This is a genomic window from Sporosarcina sp. P18a, assembly GCF_002743135.1.
In the GTDB taxonomy this organism is placed as follows: domain Bacteria; phylum Bacillota; class Bacilli; order Bacillales_A; family Planococcaceae; genus Sporosarcina.
On sequence record NZ_PDYQ01000007.1, the window covers coordinates 14,376 to 30,176 of the forward strand.

Below are 15,801 nucleotides of genomic sequence, written 5' to 3' on the forward strand. Positions count from 1 at the left end.
CTCATGATAGCCTTAGTTAGCGCAGTATGTCTTGGAGGTTGTTCTTCGAAAGATCAATCTGAACCGGAGGAACAAGGAAAAACGAATGAAGTATCGTTGTTTACAGGCGAGATAATTGCAGATTCCATAGACAACCGTCCTATTTTAGCGACAATTAGCAATATACCTGCAGCACGTCCACAGTCGGGACTTTCAGATGCCGATCAAATATACGAATTCTTAGCAGAAGGTCAAGTTACGCGCTATGCTGCACTTTTTCAAAGTAAAGTACCGGATCAGTTAGGGCCTATTCGAAGTGCACGTGATTATTTTGTACAATTAGCTGTAGGTATGGATGCATTTTATATAGCGCACGGTTATAGTCCGGATGCAAAAAAATTACTTGATGATCGAGTAGTTGATCATATAAATGGCATAAATCATGACGGGACTTTATTCGAACGTTCAACAGATCGCCGTGCCCCACATAACTCTTATATTTCAAAGGAACATATTGAAGAAGCTTTTAGTCTCGTGAATGCTTCTGAAAAGATCACTGAACGGCCGTCCTTTTCTTTCCTAAATCCTAATGAAAGTGATAAAATAGGGGATATGGCATCAGCGGTACAAGTATCGTATAGTTCAGACCCGAATTTTATTAGTACGTATCAATATAATCAACAAGCAAATCGATATTATCGATCTGTTAATGGCATTGATACAGTGGATAAGTTAAACGAACGACGTATAGAATTAGCGAATATTATCGTGATGGAAATGGATCATCAAACAGTTGATCAAAAAGGCCGACTTGCAATAGATCTAGAATCAGGCGGCCCTGCTATGCTGTTTCATGAAGGGATCGCTAAACCGATCGAATGGCAAAATAAAGATGGGTTTTTAACTCCAATGGATCAAGGTATACCTGTTAAATTAACGGTAGGAAAAACTTGGATCCACATTGTTCCATCCTTATCAGGTCCTTCTGCTTCCGTCACTTATACTCCGTAAGATCGACATAGAGAGAGGGCGAGAACATGCAAATAGATAAAATCCGCGGAGAACAAATAGATCAGTTGTTTCAAGCCATTCTACAGCTAAAAAATGTAGAAGAATGTTACATGTTTTTCGATGACATTTGCACGATGAGCGAAGTTCAATCACTAGCACAAAGACTGGACGTCGCACATAAACTTAAACTGAAAAAAACATATGATAGTATCCAACAAGAAACAGGTGCAAGCACAGCTACGATTTCCCGCATACGTCGTTGCGTAGACTACGGGTCTGGTGGTTACAACCTCATGTTGGATCGACTCTATCCTGAACTCCAAAACAACCAAACAAAAAACGACTAACACAACCGGCCAGGGATAAAACCCCACCGGTTTTTTAAAAGTTATATAAAACGAATATACTAAAAGAAGGTGGAAAGAAAATATGGACTATAAAACATGGCGGCATGCATTTAAAATTGATCCGGCCAAATACCTCTCAGATGAACAGATAGAAGCGGTGGCGGAATCTGGAACAGATGGAGTCATCATCGGTGGATCTGACGGAATTACATTGGAAAACGTACTTGATTTACTTGCACGTTTCCGTCGCTTTTCCGTGCCACTTGCATTGGAAGTATCTACTGTAGAATCGGTAACACCAGGCTTCGATTATTACTTCATTCCAACGGTCTTAAATACGACAGATTCGAAATGGCTGAACGGTTTGCATCACGAAGCACTTCGAGAATACGGCCACATGATGAACTTCGATGAAATGGTTACAGAAGGTTACTGCATTTTAAATCCGGATTGTACAGCTGCGAAAGTGACAGGTGTAGATCGTGTTCCGGATGAAGAAGATGTACAAGCATATGCACGTATGGCTGAACACTTATTTTCCTTGCCGATTTTTTATTTGGAGTACAGTGGACAATACGGTGATCCACAGATTGTTCGGTCAGCGAAAGAGTTACTAACTCACACTCGTCTCTTTTATGGTGGTGGAATTCGCTCAACAGAACAAGCAAAAGAAATGGCGGCTATTGCAGATACTGTAGTGGTAGGAAATGTTGTATACGAAAATCTACAAATGGCTCTTAAAACAGTCGATGCTGTGAAATCTGTTCCTTTACCTGTGTGAGTACTATATAATGAGAACAAATGTTCATTAAAGGCGGTACGAATATGAATAAACTATCAGATGATTTACTAAAAGGCATGAATCCTGAGCAAGCGCGCGCGGTCAAAACGACAGAAGGCCCTTTGCTTATTATGGCGGGTGCTGGTTCAGGAAAGACCCGTGTATTGACGCACCGAATTGCATATTTGGTTGTGGAAAAACAAGTGTATCCTTCCAATATATTGGCCATTACATTTACCAATAAGGCAGCACGTGAAATGCGTGACCGAATTGATGGCTTACTTGGTCCGGGTTCTGGAGAACGTATGTGGGTTTCAACATTCCACTCGATGTGTGTTCGAATTCTACGTAGGTTCGTGGATCGGATCGGTTTATCCAAAAACTTCACGATCCTTGACAGTGCGGATCAACTAACTGCAATGAAACGTGTTTTGAAAGAACTGAATCTCGACCCGAAGCAGAATGATCCGCGGGCAATGCTCGGAATAATTAGCAATGCGAAAAATGAATGTATAGATGCGATTGAATTCCGGAAAAATTCGAATCCTCAAAATCCCCATGAACGTACAGTAGCAGATATTTACGATCGTTATACTAAAAAACTACGTCAGAACCAATCAATGGATTTTGATGATTTAATTATGATGACCACGGTCTTGTTTGAACGAGTTCCTGAAGTGCTCGAGTATTATCAAAATAAATTTCAGTATATTCATGTGGATGAGTACCAAGATACAAATAACGCGCAATATCGTCTCGTGAAAATGCTGGCATCAAAATTCCGTAATGTCTGCGTAGTAGGCGATTCCGATCAGTCAATCTATCGCTGGCGTGGTGCGGATATCGGTAATATTCTGTCTTTCGAGAAAGATTATAAAGAAGCGAATGTCATTCTTTTGGAACAAAACTACCGTTCCACCAAGAGAATTTTGCAAGCAGCAAATGAAGTGATCGACAATAACAAAAGTCGCTATGATAAGAAATTGCGCACAGATAACCCCGAGGGTGAATTAATCTCAATCTATAAAGCGCGCGACGAAAAAGATGAATCACAATTTGTTGTACAACAAATCATTGAGTTAAAAGAAAAACTAGGATTAACATTGGATCAATTTGCGATTCTCTATCGAACTAATGCACAATCCCGTCTAATTGAGGAATATTTATTGAAGTCAAATCTCGATTATACAATTGTAGGCGGGACGAAGTTCTATGATCGCAAAGAGATTAAAGATCTACTCGCCTATTTACGTCTCATTGCGAATAACGATGATGACCTAGCTTTAGCGAGAATCATTAATGAACCGAAACGAAGCATCGGTGCAACTTCATTTGAACGCATGGCTACTTTTGCATTACAAAATGACCGCTCCATATTTGATTCGCTGCAGGAAGTGGATTTCATGGGTTTACCTAAACGAGCATTAACAGAAGCGGTAAAATTCCATGAACTCATCAATGGATTCACTCAAATGCAAGAGTTTTTATCAGTCACTGAACTAGTGAAAGAAGTCATTGATAAGTCAGGCTATCGTGAGATGTTGGAAAAAGAAAAATCCATCGAAGCAGAAAGCCGTCTGGAAAATATTGAAGAGTTCCTATCGGTTACAGAAGCGTTTGAGAAACGTGCAGCGGAGGAAGAGGAGGAACCTTCACTCGTTGCATTCTTGACTGACCTCGCTTTAGTAGCGGATATCGATACATTGGATAAAGAAGAGAACACTTCTACTGAAAAAATCGTCCTAATGACGATGCACGCAGCAAAAGGCTTGGAATTCCCCGTGGTCTTCGTTCTCGGCATGGAAGAAAACATATTCCCGCATATTCGGGCACTGACAGATCCGGAAGAAATGGAAGAAGAAAGAAGACTCGCGTATGTGGCGATTACACGCGCGGAACAGCGCCTTTACCTGACTAGCGCAGGTCACCGGATGTTGTTTGGTAAGTCAAACTTTAATCAACCATCCCGTTTCCTCAATGAAATCTCGCAAGAACTGACAGAGCTGTTGGCCGATGGGAATGGCATGAGTGTACCTTTCGCCCAAGCACCCAAAGCAAAAGCTAAACGTCCTGCAGTCAAACGTCCAGCCTATAATGAAAGTGGCGGAGAAAAAATGCAGTGGAAACCTGGAGACAAGGCATCCCATAAAATATGGGGAACTGGAACGGTTGTGAGTGTTAAAGGTGAAGCAGAGGATATGGAGCTGGACATTGCCTTCCCTAATCCAGTAGGTATTAAGCGACTTTTAGCTAAATTCGCACCGATTGAAAAAGAATAAAGCCCCTTTAAGGAGTGTGGAAAATAGATGGATGATGTTCTAGAACTAGAGAAGCGGGTAGAGGAGCTCAATAAAACGTTGCATAAATACGGGCGCGCATACTATGACTTGGATGCCCCCATCGTTCCCGATTCGGAATATGATGAGAAGATGAAGGAATTGTTGGCGATTGAAAAAGAACATCCCGACTTGATCTATCCTGATTCACCGACACAACGGGTGGGTGGAGAACCACTTGAGGTGTTTAAAAAAGTCGTTCATCGTTATCCAATGCTAAGTTTAGCGAACGCCTTTAATGAAGAAGACTTAAAGGATTTCGACAGACGGGTAAAAGAAGCAACAGGTAACGCGGTGTATGTTTGTGAACTGAAGATCGATGGTCTTGCCGTTTCATTGCAATATGAAGAAGGTCGCCTTGTGCAGGGCGCTACTCGTGGAGATGGTTCAGTTGGAGAAGACATCACAGCTAACTTAAAAACTATTCGCTCAATTCCACATAAATTGAATGAGCCTTTAACGATTGAAGTGCGTGGCGAAGCGTATATGCCGAAGAATTCATTTGTTAAATTGAATGAATACCGTGATGAAGCGGGTGAAGTTCCTTTTGCCAATCCACGAAATGCAGCTGCGGGATCACTTCGTCAACTAGACTCAAAAGTAGCAGAGAGCAGAAATTTAGCTACTTTCATTTATGCGGTAGGCGGCGATGCAGATGTCTATGGTCTAGATAGTCACACGGATGCGCTCAATAAAGTGGATGAACTAGGTTTGACGACGAATAAAGAACGTAAGCGTTGTACAACAATTGAAGAAGTATTGGACTACGTAGCCTACTGGTCAGAAAATAGACTACACCTTGATTATGAAATTGACGGTATTGTAATAAAAGTCGATAACTTCGAATCGCAGGAGCAACTGGGCTATACGGCAAAGAGTCCTAAATGGGCAATTGCCTATAAGTTCCCTGCAGAAGAAGTGCACACTCAACTGTTGGATATTGAGTTAAGCGTAGGGCGGACAGGTGTAGTGACTCCAACAGCTATTCTTGAGCCCGTTCTTGTGGCAGGTACGACAGTGGGACGAGCATCTTTGCATAACGAAGACTTGATCCGAGAGAGAGATATTCGTATCGGTGATCACGTCGTGTTGCGAAAGGCAGGCGATATCATACCTGAAATCGTCATGTCATTGAAAGAACAGCGAACGGGTGAAGAAGAACCATACCATATGCCTGACAACTGTCCTGTTTGCGATTCAGAACTTGTTAGGATTGAAGGGGAAGTAGCACTGCGTTGTGTGAACCCTAAATGTCCCGCGCAGATGAAAGAAGCGTTAATCCATTTCGTTTCAAGAAGAGCCATGAATATAGATGGCGTGGGCGAAAAGCTTATTGAACAATTGTATACGGCTGATTTGGTACAAGATGTATCTGATTTATATATTTTAACGAAAGGGTCGCTATTGAGCTTGGAACGGATCGGTGAGAAATCCGCAGCAAATATTTTGACGGCCATTGAACAGTCGAAAGAGAATTCATTGGAAAAATTGCTATTTGGATTGGGTGTTCGTCATGTCGGTGAAAAAGTTGCAAGAATCTTAGCGGAAGAATACCGTACTCTCGATGCGTTAGAACAAGCAACAGAAGAAGACCTTATGAAAATTTTTGAAATCGGTGCGATAGTTGCTGATTCTGTGACAACGTACTTTAGTACAGAAGAAGTTCACGAAGTGATGAACAAGTTGCGCTCTTACGGTGTAAATACCGTTTATAAAGGTACCACACGTGAGGAGTTGCCAACTACTGGACCTTTCGCTGGAAAAACCATCGTATTGACAGGAAAGCTCTCAGAATTGACGCGTGGAGAAGCTAAAGAACAAATTGAATCACTTGGCGGAACTGTTAGCGGCAGTGTTAGTAAGAAAACAGATCTGGTCATTGCGGGTGAAGATGCAGGATCCAAATTGACCAAAGCAAAAGAATTGGGGATTGAAATTTGGGACGAACAAGCTATGCTTGATGCCCTTGGAGTGGATATGAATGAAAAGAAAGACTAAATGGCTTATAACGGGTATTCTGTCGACAGTATTGCTGACAGGCTGTGTACCTTCGCCGAGCGATGATCAGGAAAAAGCAGTGCAGGAAACAGAAGAGAGTGAGCAGGAAATGGTGCTCATCCCTGATGCTCAAATTAAAAAATCCTATTACCGGACACCGGTTCCATTTAAAAAGAGCGCCAGCCGGGGGTTGATCGTCAATAATCTCCATACGAAGTACGATATTCAGGAAACAGAGGAAGGCTTACTGCGCCTGTCATCGTTGTATTACGACCCGAAAGATTATTTCTTCCAGGAGGGTCAGTATATTGACCGCGATACTGCGAAGCAATGGATCTCCAGAAAATCCAATTTTGAAGCAGGTCTCAATCCGGCAATAACCGATGATATGTCACCGGCTCAAATTGCAGATGAGGCACCGATATATCTTGCACATATCGTCGAGCAAAACTATTTACAAATGACGGACGATAAAAAAGTGAAATTGGCTGGCATTTCTATTGGACTAGCGATGAATTCGGTGTATTATCCACGTGAAGCCAGTGAACGTCGGATTGATGATAAAACAATTGAAGAAAAAGGCAAGAAGATGGCGGATATTATTTTAAGTCGGTTACGCAGTAAACCAGAGCTTGCTGATATACCAATAGCGGTTGGATTGTTTAAGCAAGAAAGTCGCAACGATATTGTACCCGGTACATATTTTGCCACTTCATTTGCTGCAAAAGGAAAAAAAGAATTCACGGGTTGGAAAGAAGTAGACGAGCAGTATGTATTACTTCCCGCGACTTCATCAACAGGGAATTATCGTGACTTGAATACGACATTCAAGAACTTCAAACAAGACATTGATGATTACTTCCCGAGCTTTGTGAATGTCATTGGAACAGCTTTTTATAAAGATCAGAAACTCAATTCATTACGCGTGGAAATTCCTATACAATTTTTTGGCAAGACGGAGCTGATTGGGTTTTCACAATACTTAACTTCATTGGTTAAAACACATTTTAAAGATGTTCCTATTGAAGTAAGTGTTACCTCAGTAAATGGGCCCGAAGTGCTGATTGTAAATGACAAGGATCGGGAGGAACCGTTTGTACACGTCTACGGATATTAACAGATTTTAGGGAGTAACACGAACTTTCCAAGAAACTGATTAAATGGTATGATTAATTGTACGATTGCAAAATGAGGAGGAACGATGTATGACAACATTTTCGAAAGAAGACGTCAAGTATTTTGCGGATTTCGTCCGTATTGGCCTCTCCGAGGAAGACAAAGAAAATTTCTCTGCAAAGATAGCAGATTTGATTGAAAGTGTAAGTGATTTAAAAGAAGTGGATATTACAGGTGTAAAACCTATGACGCACCCAGTTGCTATGATCAACGTCTTACGTGAAGATGAGCCAAAAGATATCTTGGACCGTGAAGTAATGCTGGCCAGTGCAGAAGATCAGGAAGATGGACTTATCAAGGTTCCGGATATTCTGTAATCGAATTCACAGTATAAAATACCATTATTGGCACAATGACAGTAGGAGGAAAAGTGATGACGTTAACTAGTAAAACAGCAACTGAACTTCAAGCTCTTTTACAAAAAGGGGAAGTTACTGCTAAAGAAGTAACAGAGGCAACATTACAAACGATTGAACAGCACGAAGAGAAAATCAACGCGTTCATTCACGTCGCAAAAGAAGAGGCAACAAAGCGTGCAGAACAGCTTGATCAAGAAGCTGCAACTAAACGTGGCCGCCTTTTCGGAGTTCCAATCGGTATTAAGGACAATATTGTAACAAAAGATATGAAGACAACATGCGCAAGTAAAATGTTGGAAGACTTCGTACCTGTTTACAATGCTACGGCTATAGAAAAATTGGAAGCTGCGGGCGCAATTAATATTGGAAAACTCAATATGGACGAATTTGCAATGGGTTCTACAACTGAAACATCTTTTTTCGGTAATACATTAAATCCTTGGAATACAGACTATGTGCCAGGTGGCTCTTCAGGCGGTTCGGCAGCAGCAGTCGCAGCAGGTGAAGTCCCACTATCCCTCGGTTCGGATACGGGTGGTTCAGTTCGTCAACCAGCTGCATTCTGTGGAATTGTTGGAATGAAACCTACATACGGTCGTATTTCACGTTTTGGTTTGACAGCATTTGCTTCCTCACTTGATCAAATTGGTACCATGTCACGAACTGTGGAAGATAACGCATTATTGCTAAGCGTAATCGCGGGAGAAGATGACAATGATAGTTCATCTTCTGCAAAAGCAGTTCCTGATTTCACAGCAGCTCTTACAGGCGATATAAAAGGTCTAAAAGTTGCAGTTCCGAAACCTTACTTAGGTGAGGGTGTTGATGCAGAAATCGTTACAGCAGTAAGAGAAGCAATTACTGTACTGGAATCACTTGGAGCCGTTTGTGAAGAAGTAGAATTGCCACATATTCAATATGCGCCAACTACGTATTATGTAATCTCTTCTTCAGAAGCTCAATCCAATCTTTCACGTTTTGATGGATTGCGTTATGGCTATCATACTGAAAACGCTGAAAACCTCGAACAAGCATATTTCCGTACACGTCAAGAAGGTTTTGGTGATGAAGTGAAAAAACGCATTATTTTCGGTACGTATGCAATGAGTGCGGATCATCATGAAGATCTGTATGTACGCGCACAAAAGACACGTACATTGATTGCACAAGACTTTGACTCTGTATTTGAAAAGTATGATGTAGTAATTGGACCAACTGCTGCTACAACAGCATTTAAACTTGGCGAAACAGGCGGTGATCAGCTCGTTCATTATGCAAATGATGTCTTGGCTGTACCAGCGAACCTGACAGGCCGTCCAGCACTATCCGTACCATGTGGTTTCGTTAACGAACTACCAGTTGGAATGCAACTCATGGGTAAGCACTTTGACGAGGAAACATTATATAAAGTCGCCCATGCCTATGAGCAAGCAACTGATTTCCACAAACGCACTCCATCGATTCAGGAGGGGAAATAATCATGAACTTCGAGACAATTGTTGGATTAGAAATCCACGTAGAGCTTAAAACAGATACTAAAATCATGTCTCCAGCACCCGCTCATTTTGGTGCAGAGCCGAATAAAAATATACACGTAACAGACATCGCGTATCCTGGTGTTTTACCTACGTTAAATAAAAAAGCTGTTGAATTTGGAATGAAGGCATCTATGGCACTAAACTGTGACGTTGCGCCGATCATGAACTTTGACCGCAAGCATTACTTCTATCCTGATAATCCAAAAGCCTATCAAATCTCTCAAGACAAGCGTCCTGTAGGAGCAAACGGTTGGATTGAAATTGAAGTAGACGGTAAGAAGAAAAAAATCCGTATTGAACGTGTACATTTAGAAGAAGATGCAGGTAAACTAACGCATACAGAAAATGGCTATTCATTAGTCGACTTGAACCGTCAAGGAACACCGTTAATCGAAATCGTTACAGAAGCAGACGTGCGTTCTCCAGAGGAAGCATATGCATTTCTGGAAAAACTAAAAGCGATCATTCAATATACAGGAGTATCTGACGTACGTATGGAAGAAGGTTCACTTCGTTGTGATGCAAATATTTCCTTACGTCCATTTGGCCAAGAAAAATTTGGAACGAAGACAGAATTGAAAAACTTGAACTCGTTTAACTTTATTCGCCGCGGTATTGCAAATGAAGTAGCGCGTCAGGAAAAGATTCTCTTGTCTGGCGGTACTATTCAACAAGAGACTCGTCGTTATGATGAAGCAACTGGTGACACGGTATTGATGCGGATTAAAGGCAGTGCCAATGATTATCGCTTTATTAATGACCCGGACTTACCTGAAGTTCATATTGAACAGGAATGGATTGACCGTGTTCGTAAAGAAATTCCTGAATTACCAGATGCTCGTAAAGCACGTTATGTGTCTGAACTGGATCTTCCGGAATATGACGCACACGTACTAACTTTAACAAAAGAAATGTCTGATTTCTTTGATGCAACAGTAAAAGCTGGAGCGGATCCTAAATTGGCTTCCAACTGGTTGATGGGGGATGTATCTGCCTATCTAAATGCAGAATCGAAAGAACTGCACGATACTCCACTGACGCCTGAAAACTTGGCGCAACTTGTAAAATTGATTACAGATGGTACGATTTCTTCTAAAATCGCGAAAAAAGTATTTATTGATCTCGTGAAAAAAGGCGGAAACCCTGCCGATATCGTCAAAGAAAAAGGACTTGTCCAAATTTCCGATGAAGGTACATTGCGTACAATCATTACCGAAATTCTAGACAACAACGAACAATCAATAGAAGACTTTAAAAATGGTAAGGATCGCGCAGTTGGGTTCTTAGTTGGACAAGTTATGAAAGCTACCAAAGGACAAGCGAATCCACCACTTGTTAATAAATTATTGATGGAAGAGATCAAGAAGCGCTAATCTATCAATTAAATGAAAACGTTCCAGGAGAGGTCAAAATAGCCTGAACCTGGACGTTTTTCCACGTTAACTTACACAGTGAAACAGGGGGGGATTGTATTGAAAACAGAACAACAATATTTTGAAGATGCTGTATCCCTTCAAACGAATATGGACAAAATGGAAACACATAAGGAAAACAGTTTTTTGATCTATAATGCATTTGAAGTACCACAGGATGATGAATTTATTGAATTGTTGAAAGAAAAGCAACCCCATATTTTAGTCATTACAGAAGACTGGTGTGGAGATGCCATGCTAAATAATCCCATCCTTCGAAAAATTGCTGAAGCTGCCAATCTAGATGTTCGCGCTGTTTTGAGGGATGAAAATCCAGAGCTGATTGATCGATATTTGACGAATGGTGGACGTTCGATTCCTATGTATCTGCTATTAAATGCTGCAGGTGAGGTAGTAGGTAAGTGGGGACCACGGGCACCAGTACTTCAAAAGTTTGTCATGGATGGTCGTGCCAAGTTGCCGGCTAAAGATGCACCTGATTTTGAAGATAAACAAAAAATGTTTTATTCCCAATTGACGGCTGAATATACATCTAAGCCCGAAAATTGGCTTGCTGTTTATAGTGATATTCGGTCGACATGGCTTCCTGTTTTACAATTGTCTCAGTAATTATGTGTAAGAAACCATTTGAAAATGGTAAAGGTCTGATTTGTTTCAGACGCGAAAGGATCGAGGGGAAAGTGTATGAAACGTGCACGCATTATTTATAATCCGACTGCAGGAAGAGAAGTCTTCCGTAAACATTTAGCAGAAGTCCTCGAAAAATTGGAGAATGCGGGTTATGAAACATCCGCTCACGCTACAACTTGCGAGGGTGATGCAACAGCGGCAGCGCGAGACGCGGTTCGCAGAGGTTTCGATGTGATTATTGCTGCAGGTGGCGATGGGACGCTCAATGAAGTAGTTGAAGGTGTCGGACATTTTGACAAACGTCCAAAAATCGGCTTGATACCTATGGGAACAACGAATGATTTTGCAAGAGCATTGCGTATACCGAGAGAAATCGATGACGCTGTAGATATCATTTGCCAAGGAGATTCGATTCCGGTCGATGTAGGTTTGATGAATGATCGCTACTTTATTAATATAGCGGGTGGCGGCCGAATGACGGAATTGACATATGAAGTTCCAAGCCGTTTAAAAACAGTAATTGGTCAGTTGGCTTATTATTTAAAAGGAATTGAAATGTTGCCTTCCATACATTCCAGTCATCTTCGTATTGAGTATGATGGAAATGTATTTGATGAGGAAGCCATGATGTTTTTGATTGGCTTGACCAACTCGGTTGGCGGGTTTGAGAAATTAGCACCTAACTCCAGTATCAACGATGGATATTTTACATTGCTTATTTTAAAGAAATGCAATATTGCAGAATTTATTCGTGTGGTTACGCTAGCTTCTCGCGGAGAACATCTGGATGATCCTTTAGTTGTTTCAGCGAAGGCGGAAAAAATTGTGGTGACTTCCAAAGACGAAGTGTTATTGAACTTAGATGGAGAGTACGGTGGCGTATTGCCAGCAACTTTCCAAAATTTGTATCAACATGTTGAGATGTTCGTACCGCTTCAGAAATTACGCCCTCAGGATAAAGTGAAGCAAATCAAATAAAAGAAATAATAAAAAGACTATTCCAGTCGAATTACTAACGTTCGGATGGAATAGTCTTTTATTGTGAAAAATTAATTGGGTGAGCCCGATGCAATGCGCATCGTATCAGGTCGATATCAGATGTATTCAATCGCTTCTCCTTGTTTAGCAGCTAACTTTGGCACTTCTTTCAACGGCATCCAACGATAGCTGAATAATTGACCTGCGTCTTTACCTTCACCTTCTACGATATATTCCCATTCGTGCTTGTTTTCTCCTGTATAGGAAAAGTGGAAAATCGTACGTTCATAAATTACATTTTTATCTTCCGGGAAATATTTTGAAGCTTTCACTTTACCTTCTAGTATAAGTTCATCACGCACGATACCGGATTCTTCTTCGATTTCTCGATATAATGCATCCAATAATAGTTCGTTGCGTTCGATTGTACCACCAGGAACTTGTAAACCTGCTTCAGGCTGATCCTTTTGCTCATAAACGAGCAATTTACGGTGTCTGCCTTCCCCTTTTGTAATATACGCTATTACTTTTCTTTTTACTCTTTTCATTGACTTTCACCTCTCATTAGTTAACTAATTATACTGTAAAAACTAACAAATTACAAGTGAAATGGGTTAATTTATTAGTATACAATAATAAGATGTTCTATGAATGCAGAAATACGTCTAAATTTCAACAAATCGCTTTAAATAGGTTATTGAAAGGTGTTTTAAGGGAAACCCTACAATAGAATTGTGCTTAGGAGTGATTGGGTGTATAAAAGGCAAGAAAAGTGTCTGATGTGGTTGGCATTTATTGTAGCGGGTATAATGTTGCTATCAATTATTGGAAGATTATTCTCGTGAAAAGAGGAGGTGGCCTGTGTGGATCCAGTTTTATATTCTAGAATCTTGACCGAACTAACTTTATCGTTTCATATTATCTATGCCACCATAGGGGTCGGTGTCCCGCTCATGATTATGCTAGCCCAGTGGGTGGGTATCAAGAAAAACGATGAGCATTATATTTTGTTGGCTAGACGTTGGGCACGCGGTTTCGTTATCACCGTGGCTGTAGGGGTAGTGACAGGAACAGCAATTGGTTTGCAGTTGTCCTTATTATGGCCGAACTTTATGGAGCTTGCGGGAAATGTGATTGCATTACCATTATTTATGGAGACATTCGCTTTCTTCTTTGAAGCGATTTTCCTCGGTATTTACCTTTATACATGGGATCGTTTTGAAAATCAAAAGAAACATTTTCTACTCCTTATCCCTGTCGCGCTTGGAGCTTCATTCTCTGCAGTATTCATAACCATTGTAAATGCCTTTATGAATGCACCACAAGGCTTTAACCTAGTGAATGGGGAATTAATTAACGTCAATCCACTTGTGGCAATGTTTAATCCCGCCATGCCCACAAAAGTGGCACACGTAGTCGGGACAGCTTATATGACATCCGCCTTTTTATTGGCGGCTATTGCAGCATTCCGTTTGTTGCGTGGTTCGAATCACGTCTATCATAAAAAAGCGTTATATCTGACATTGAAAGTGGGATTCATTTTTAGTGTGAGTGCAGTGTTGGTTGGAGATTTATCAGGTAAGTATTTAGCAGAGTATCAACCTGAAAAACTGGCAGCAGCAGAATGGCATTTTGAAACGGAAGAAAATGCTCCTTTAATTTTGTATGGTGTGTTGGACGATGGGGAAGTTAAATACGCCATTAAAATACCGTACGCACTTTCTATCTTAGCGCATGGATCTCTTAGTGCAGAAGTCGTTGGGTTGGATCAATTTCCTGAAGAAGATATCCCTCCTCTCTATATTCATTACCTCTTTGATATTATGGTAACAATCGGAATGACATTAATGATGTTGTCAGCTATATACTGGATTGGTATGTGGCGAAGATGGTCATTTGTCGAGTCACGCTTATTCCGTTGGCTAATTGTCGCGGGAGGACCACTCGTTTTCATTTCTCTTGAAGCGGGTTGGTGGCTAGCGGAAGTAGGACGTCAGCCGTGGATAATGCGTAATATTATGCGTACTTCGGAAGGCGCGACAACTAGCGGGCAAGTACCGACTATGCTTGTACTGTTTGCGCTTCTTTACCTGGTTCTAGGAGTCGGTAGTGTTGTTGTTTTAAGGAGAATGTTCATCAGGAATCCTGTAGAACAAGAAATCAAAGATCGGCAGCAGGAGAGAGGCGGTGACATTCGATGAATATCGAAATTCTTGGGATTACGGTATTGTGGGTGTTTTTGTTCGGCTACATTCTAATTGGTGCCATTGATTTTGGAGCAGGCTTTTTCAACGCATACAGTTTATTTACGGGCAGACAGCGAATATTGACTAATGTCATTCAGCGCTACTTATCGCCAGTCTGGGAAGTAACGAATGTCTTTTTAGTATTCTTCTTCGTAGGAATTATTGGATTCTTCCCGAAAACCGCCTTTTATTATGGAACCACACTGCTAGTCCCGGTGAGTTTTGCCATTATTCTTCTGGCGGTTCGTGGTTCCTACTATGCATTTGAGACGTATGGAGCCCGTGGTCATAAAGGATATTCATTTGCTTACGGGTCCACGGGTTTATTACTTCCGGCATCACTATCGATTGTACTAACAATTTCTGAAGGTGGATTTATTGAATTAGTGAATGGGCAACCGGTTTTGGATTACTGGAAGTTGTTCACTAGCCCATTAACTTGGTCGATTGTAGTGCTTAGCATAGCGGCAACACTTTATATCTCTTCCGCATTTTTGACGTGGTATGCGAACAAAGCCAGGGATCACGAGGCGACGCATCTTTTGAGGAAATACGCGCTGATCTGGGCATTGCCGACGATCATCGCAGCCGGCGGGATTATATTTGAATTACGTAAGCATAATCCACACCATTACGAGAGTATTCAAACGTTCTGGCCTATGTTTCTGATATCGCTCGTACTGTTTCTGGGTACGGTTTACCTCATTTGGAGACAGCGTCATTATGGTGTGGCGTTCAGTTTACTAATGGGACAGTTCATGTTCGCTTTCTTTGGCTATGGGGCATCACATTATCCGTACTTGCTCTACCCGTATTTGACGATCTACGATAGCTTTACGAACCAAGCAATGGCGGTTGCTTTAATCATTGCTTTCATATGTGGATTATTGCTTCTAATTCCATCGCTTTATTTACTATTACGTATGTTCCTGTTCAATAAAGAATACGTAAAAGGAAACGAAAATCATCATGCATAAGGAGGCAATTCG

At 41.2% G+C, this 15,801-nt stretch carries 14 protein-coding genes; 13 read left to right on the forward strand and 1 reads right to left on the reverse strand.

The window, feature by feature from the left end; translation table 11 throughout:
* Window positions 1-3: 3 nt before the first annotated feature.
* The 11 genes from CSV75_RS14160 (at window position 4) to CSV75_RS14210 (ending at window position 12,566) form a co-directional block, all read left to right on the forward strand.
* On the forward strand, window positions 4-990 hold the full coding sequence (locus CSV75_RS14160; protein ID WP_233191682.1) for a DUF3048 domain-containing protein: 987 nt from the start codon (window positions 4-6) through the stop codon (window positions 988-990).
* A gap of 26 nt (window positions 991-1,016) precedes the next feature.
* On the forward strand, window positions 1,017-1,337 hold the full coding sequence (locus tag CSV75_RS14165; RefSeq protein ID WP_099631677.1) for a YerC/YecD family TrpR-related protein: 321 nt from the start codon (window positions 1,017-1,019) through the stop codon (window positions 1,335-1,337).
* Between the two features lie 82 nt (window positions 1,338-1,419).
* Window positions 1,420-2,118, forward strand: a complete 699-nt coding sequence (gene pcrB, locus CSV75_RS14170) for a heptaprenylglyceryl phosphate synthase (protein ID WP_099676353.1) — start codon at window positions 1,420-1,422, stop codon at window positions 2,116-2,118.
* Between the two features lie 44 nt (window positions 2,119-2,162).
* On the forward strand, window positions 2,163-4,397 hold the full coding sequence (pcrA, locus tag CSV75_RS14175; protein ID WP_099676354.1) for a DNA helicase PcrA: 2,235 nt from the start codon (window positions 2,163-2,165) through the stop codon (window positions 4,395-4,397).
* A 27-nt stretch (window positions 4,398-4,424) separates the two neighbouring features.
* Entirely contained in the window at window positions 4,425-6,452 is a 2,028-nt protein-coding gene (gene ligA, locus CSV75_RS14180; RefSeq protein ID WP_099676355.1) for an NAD-dependent DNA ligase LigA, read from the forward strand.
* A complete protein-coding gene (locus CSV75_RS14185) occupies window positions 6,436-7,569 on the forward strand; it encodes a CamS family sex pheromone protein (protein ID WP_099676356.1) in 1,134 nt (377 codons plus the stop codon). Before ligA ends, CSV75_RS14185 begins: the two co-directional genes overlap by 17 nt.
* 88 nt (window positions 7,570-7,657) lie before the next feature.
* On the forward strand, window positions 7,658-7,945 hold the full coding sequence (gene gatC / locus CSV75_RS14190; RefSeq protein WP_099676357.1) for an Asp-tRNA(Asn)/Glu-tRNA(Gln) amidotransferase subunit GatC: 288 nt from the start codon (window positions 7,658-7,660) through the stop codon (window positions 7,943-7,945).
* A 56-nt stretch (window positions 7,946-8,001) separates the two neighbouring features.
* Complete coding sequence (gatA, locus tag CSV75_RS14195) at window positions 8,002-9,465, forward strand: Asp-tRNA(Asn)/Glu-tRNA(Gln) amidotransferase subunit GatA (protein ID WP_099676358.1); 1,464 nt, start codon at window positions 8,002-8,004, stop codon at window positions 9,463-9,465.
* 2 nt (window positions 9,466-9,467) lie between these two features.
* Window positions 9,468-10,898 carry an Asp-tRNA(Asn)/Glu-tRNA(Gln) amidotransferase subunit GatB gene (gene gatB, locus CSV75_RS14200; protein WP_099676359.1) on the forward strand — a complete coding sequence of 477 codons (1,431 nt, stop codon included), beginning with the start codon at window positions 9,468-9,470 and terminating at the stop codon, window positions 10,896-10,898.
* Between the two features lie 99 nt (window positions 10,899-10,997).
* Complete coding sequence (locus CSV75_RS14205; protein WP_099676360.1) at window positions 10,998-11,567, forward strand: thioredoxin family protein; 570 nt, start codon at window positions 10,998-11,000, stop codon at window positions 11,565-11,567.
* A 75-nt stretch (window positions 11,568-11,642) separates the two neighbouring features.
* Complete coding sequence (locus tag CSV75_RS14210; RefSeq protein WP_099631686.1) at window positions 11,643-12,566, forward strand: diacylglycerol kinase; 924 nt, start codon at window positions 11,643-11,645, stop codon at window positions 12,564-12,566.
* A gap of 116 nt (window positions 12,567-12,682) precedes the next feature.
* Here the strand turns inward: CSV75_RS14210 and CSV75_RS14215 are convergent, their stop codons facing one another.
* Window positions 12,683-13,114, reverse strand: a complete 432-nt coding sequence (locus tag CSV75_RS14215) for an NUDIX hydrolase (protein ID WP_099631687.1) — start codon at window positions 13,112-13,114, stop codon at window positions 12,683-12,685.
* A gap of 315 nt (window positions 13,115-13,429) precedes the next feature.
* Here CSV75_RS14215 and CSV75_RS14220 point away from each other — a divergent pair, with 315 nt between their 5' ends.
* Window positions 13,430-14,767: a cytochrome ubiquinol oxidase subunit I gene (locus tag CSV75_RS14220; RefSeq protein WP_099676361.1), complete on the forward strand. Its 1,338-nt coding sequence runs from the start codon at window positions 13,430-13,432 to the stop codon at window positions 14,765-14,767.
* Window positions 14,764-15,789: a cytochrome d ubiquinol oxidase subunit II gene (locus CSV75_RS14225; protein ID WP_099676362.1), complete on the forward strand. Its 1,026-nt coding sequence runs from the start codon at window positions 14,764-14,766 to the stop codon at window positions 15,787-15,789. Before CSV75_RS14220 ends, CSV75_RS14225 begins: the two co-directional genes overlap by 4 nt.
* The last annotated feature ends 12 nt before the right edge of the window (window positions 15,790-15,801 follow it).

Bases quoted from the DNA above. Each gene is read 5' to 3' on its own strand.
- CSV75_RS14160 (WP_233191682.1), top strand. From the start codon at position 4: ATGATAGCCTTAGTTAGCGCAGTATGTCTTGGAGGTTGTTCTTCGAAA.
- CSV75_RS14165 (WP_099631677.1), top strand. From the start codon at position 1,017: ATGCAAATAGATAAAATCCGCGGAGAACAAATAGATCAGTTGTTTCAA.
- pcrB (WP_099676353.1), top strand. From the start codon at position 1,420: ATGGACTATAAAACATGGCGGCATGCATTTAAAATTGATCCGGCCAAA.
- pcrA (WP_099676354.1), top strand. From the start codon at position 2,163: ATGAATAAACTATCAGATGATTTACTAAAAGGCATGAATCCTGAGCAA.
- ligA (WP_099676355.1), top strand. From the start codon at position 4,425: ATGGATGATGTTCTAGAACTAGAGAAGCGGGTAGAGGAGCTCAATAAA.
- CSV75_RS14185 (WP_099676356.1), top strand. From the start codon at position 6,436: ATGAAAAGAAAGACTAAATGGCTTATAACGGGTATTCTGTCGACAGTA.
- gatC (WP_099676357.1), top strand. From the start codon at position 7,658: ATGACAACATTTTCGAAAGAAGACGTCAAGTATTTTGCGGATTTCGTC.
- gatA (WP_099676358.1), top strand. From the start codon at position 8,002: ATGACGTTAACTAGTAAAACAGCAACTGAACTTCAAGCTCTTTTACAA.
- gatB (WP_099676359.1), top strand. From the start codon at position 9,468: ATGAACTTCGAGACAATTGTTGGATTAGAAATCCACGTAGAGCTTAAA.
- CSV75_RS14210 (WP_099631686.1), top strand. From the start codon at position 11,643: ATGAAACGTGCACGCATTATTTATAATCCGACTGCAGGAAGAGAAGTC.
- CSV75_RS14215 (WP_099631687.1), bottom strand. From the start codon at position 13,114: ATGAAAAGAGTAAAAAGAAAAGTAATAGCGTATATTACAAAAGGGGAA.
- CSV75_RS14225 (WP_099676362.1), top strand. From the start codon at position 14,764: ATGAATATCGAAATTCTTGGGATTACGGTATTGTGGGTGTTTTTGTTC.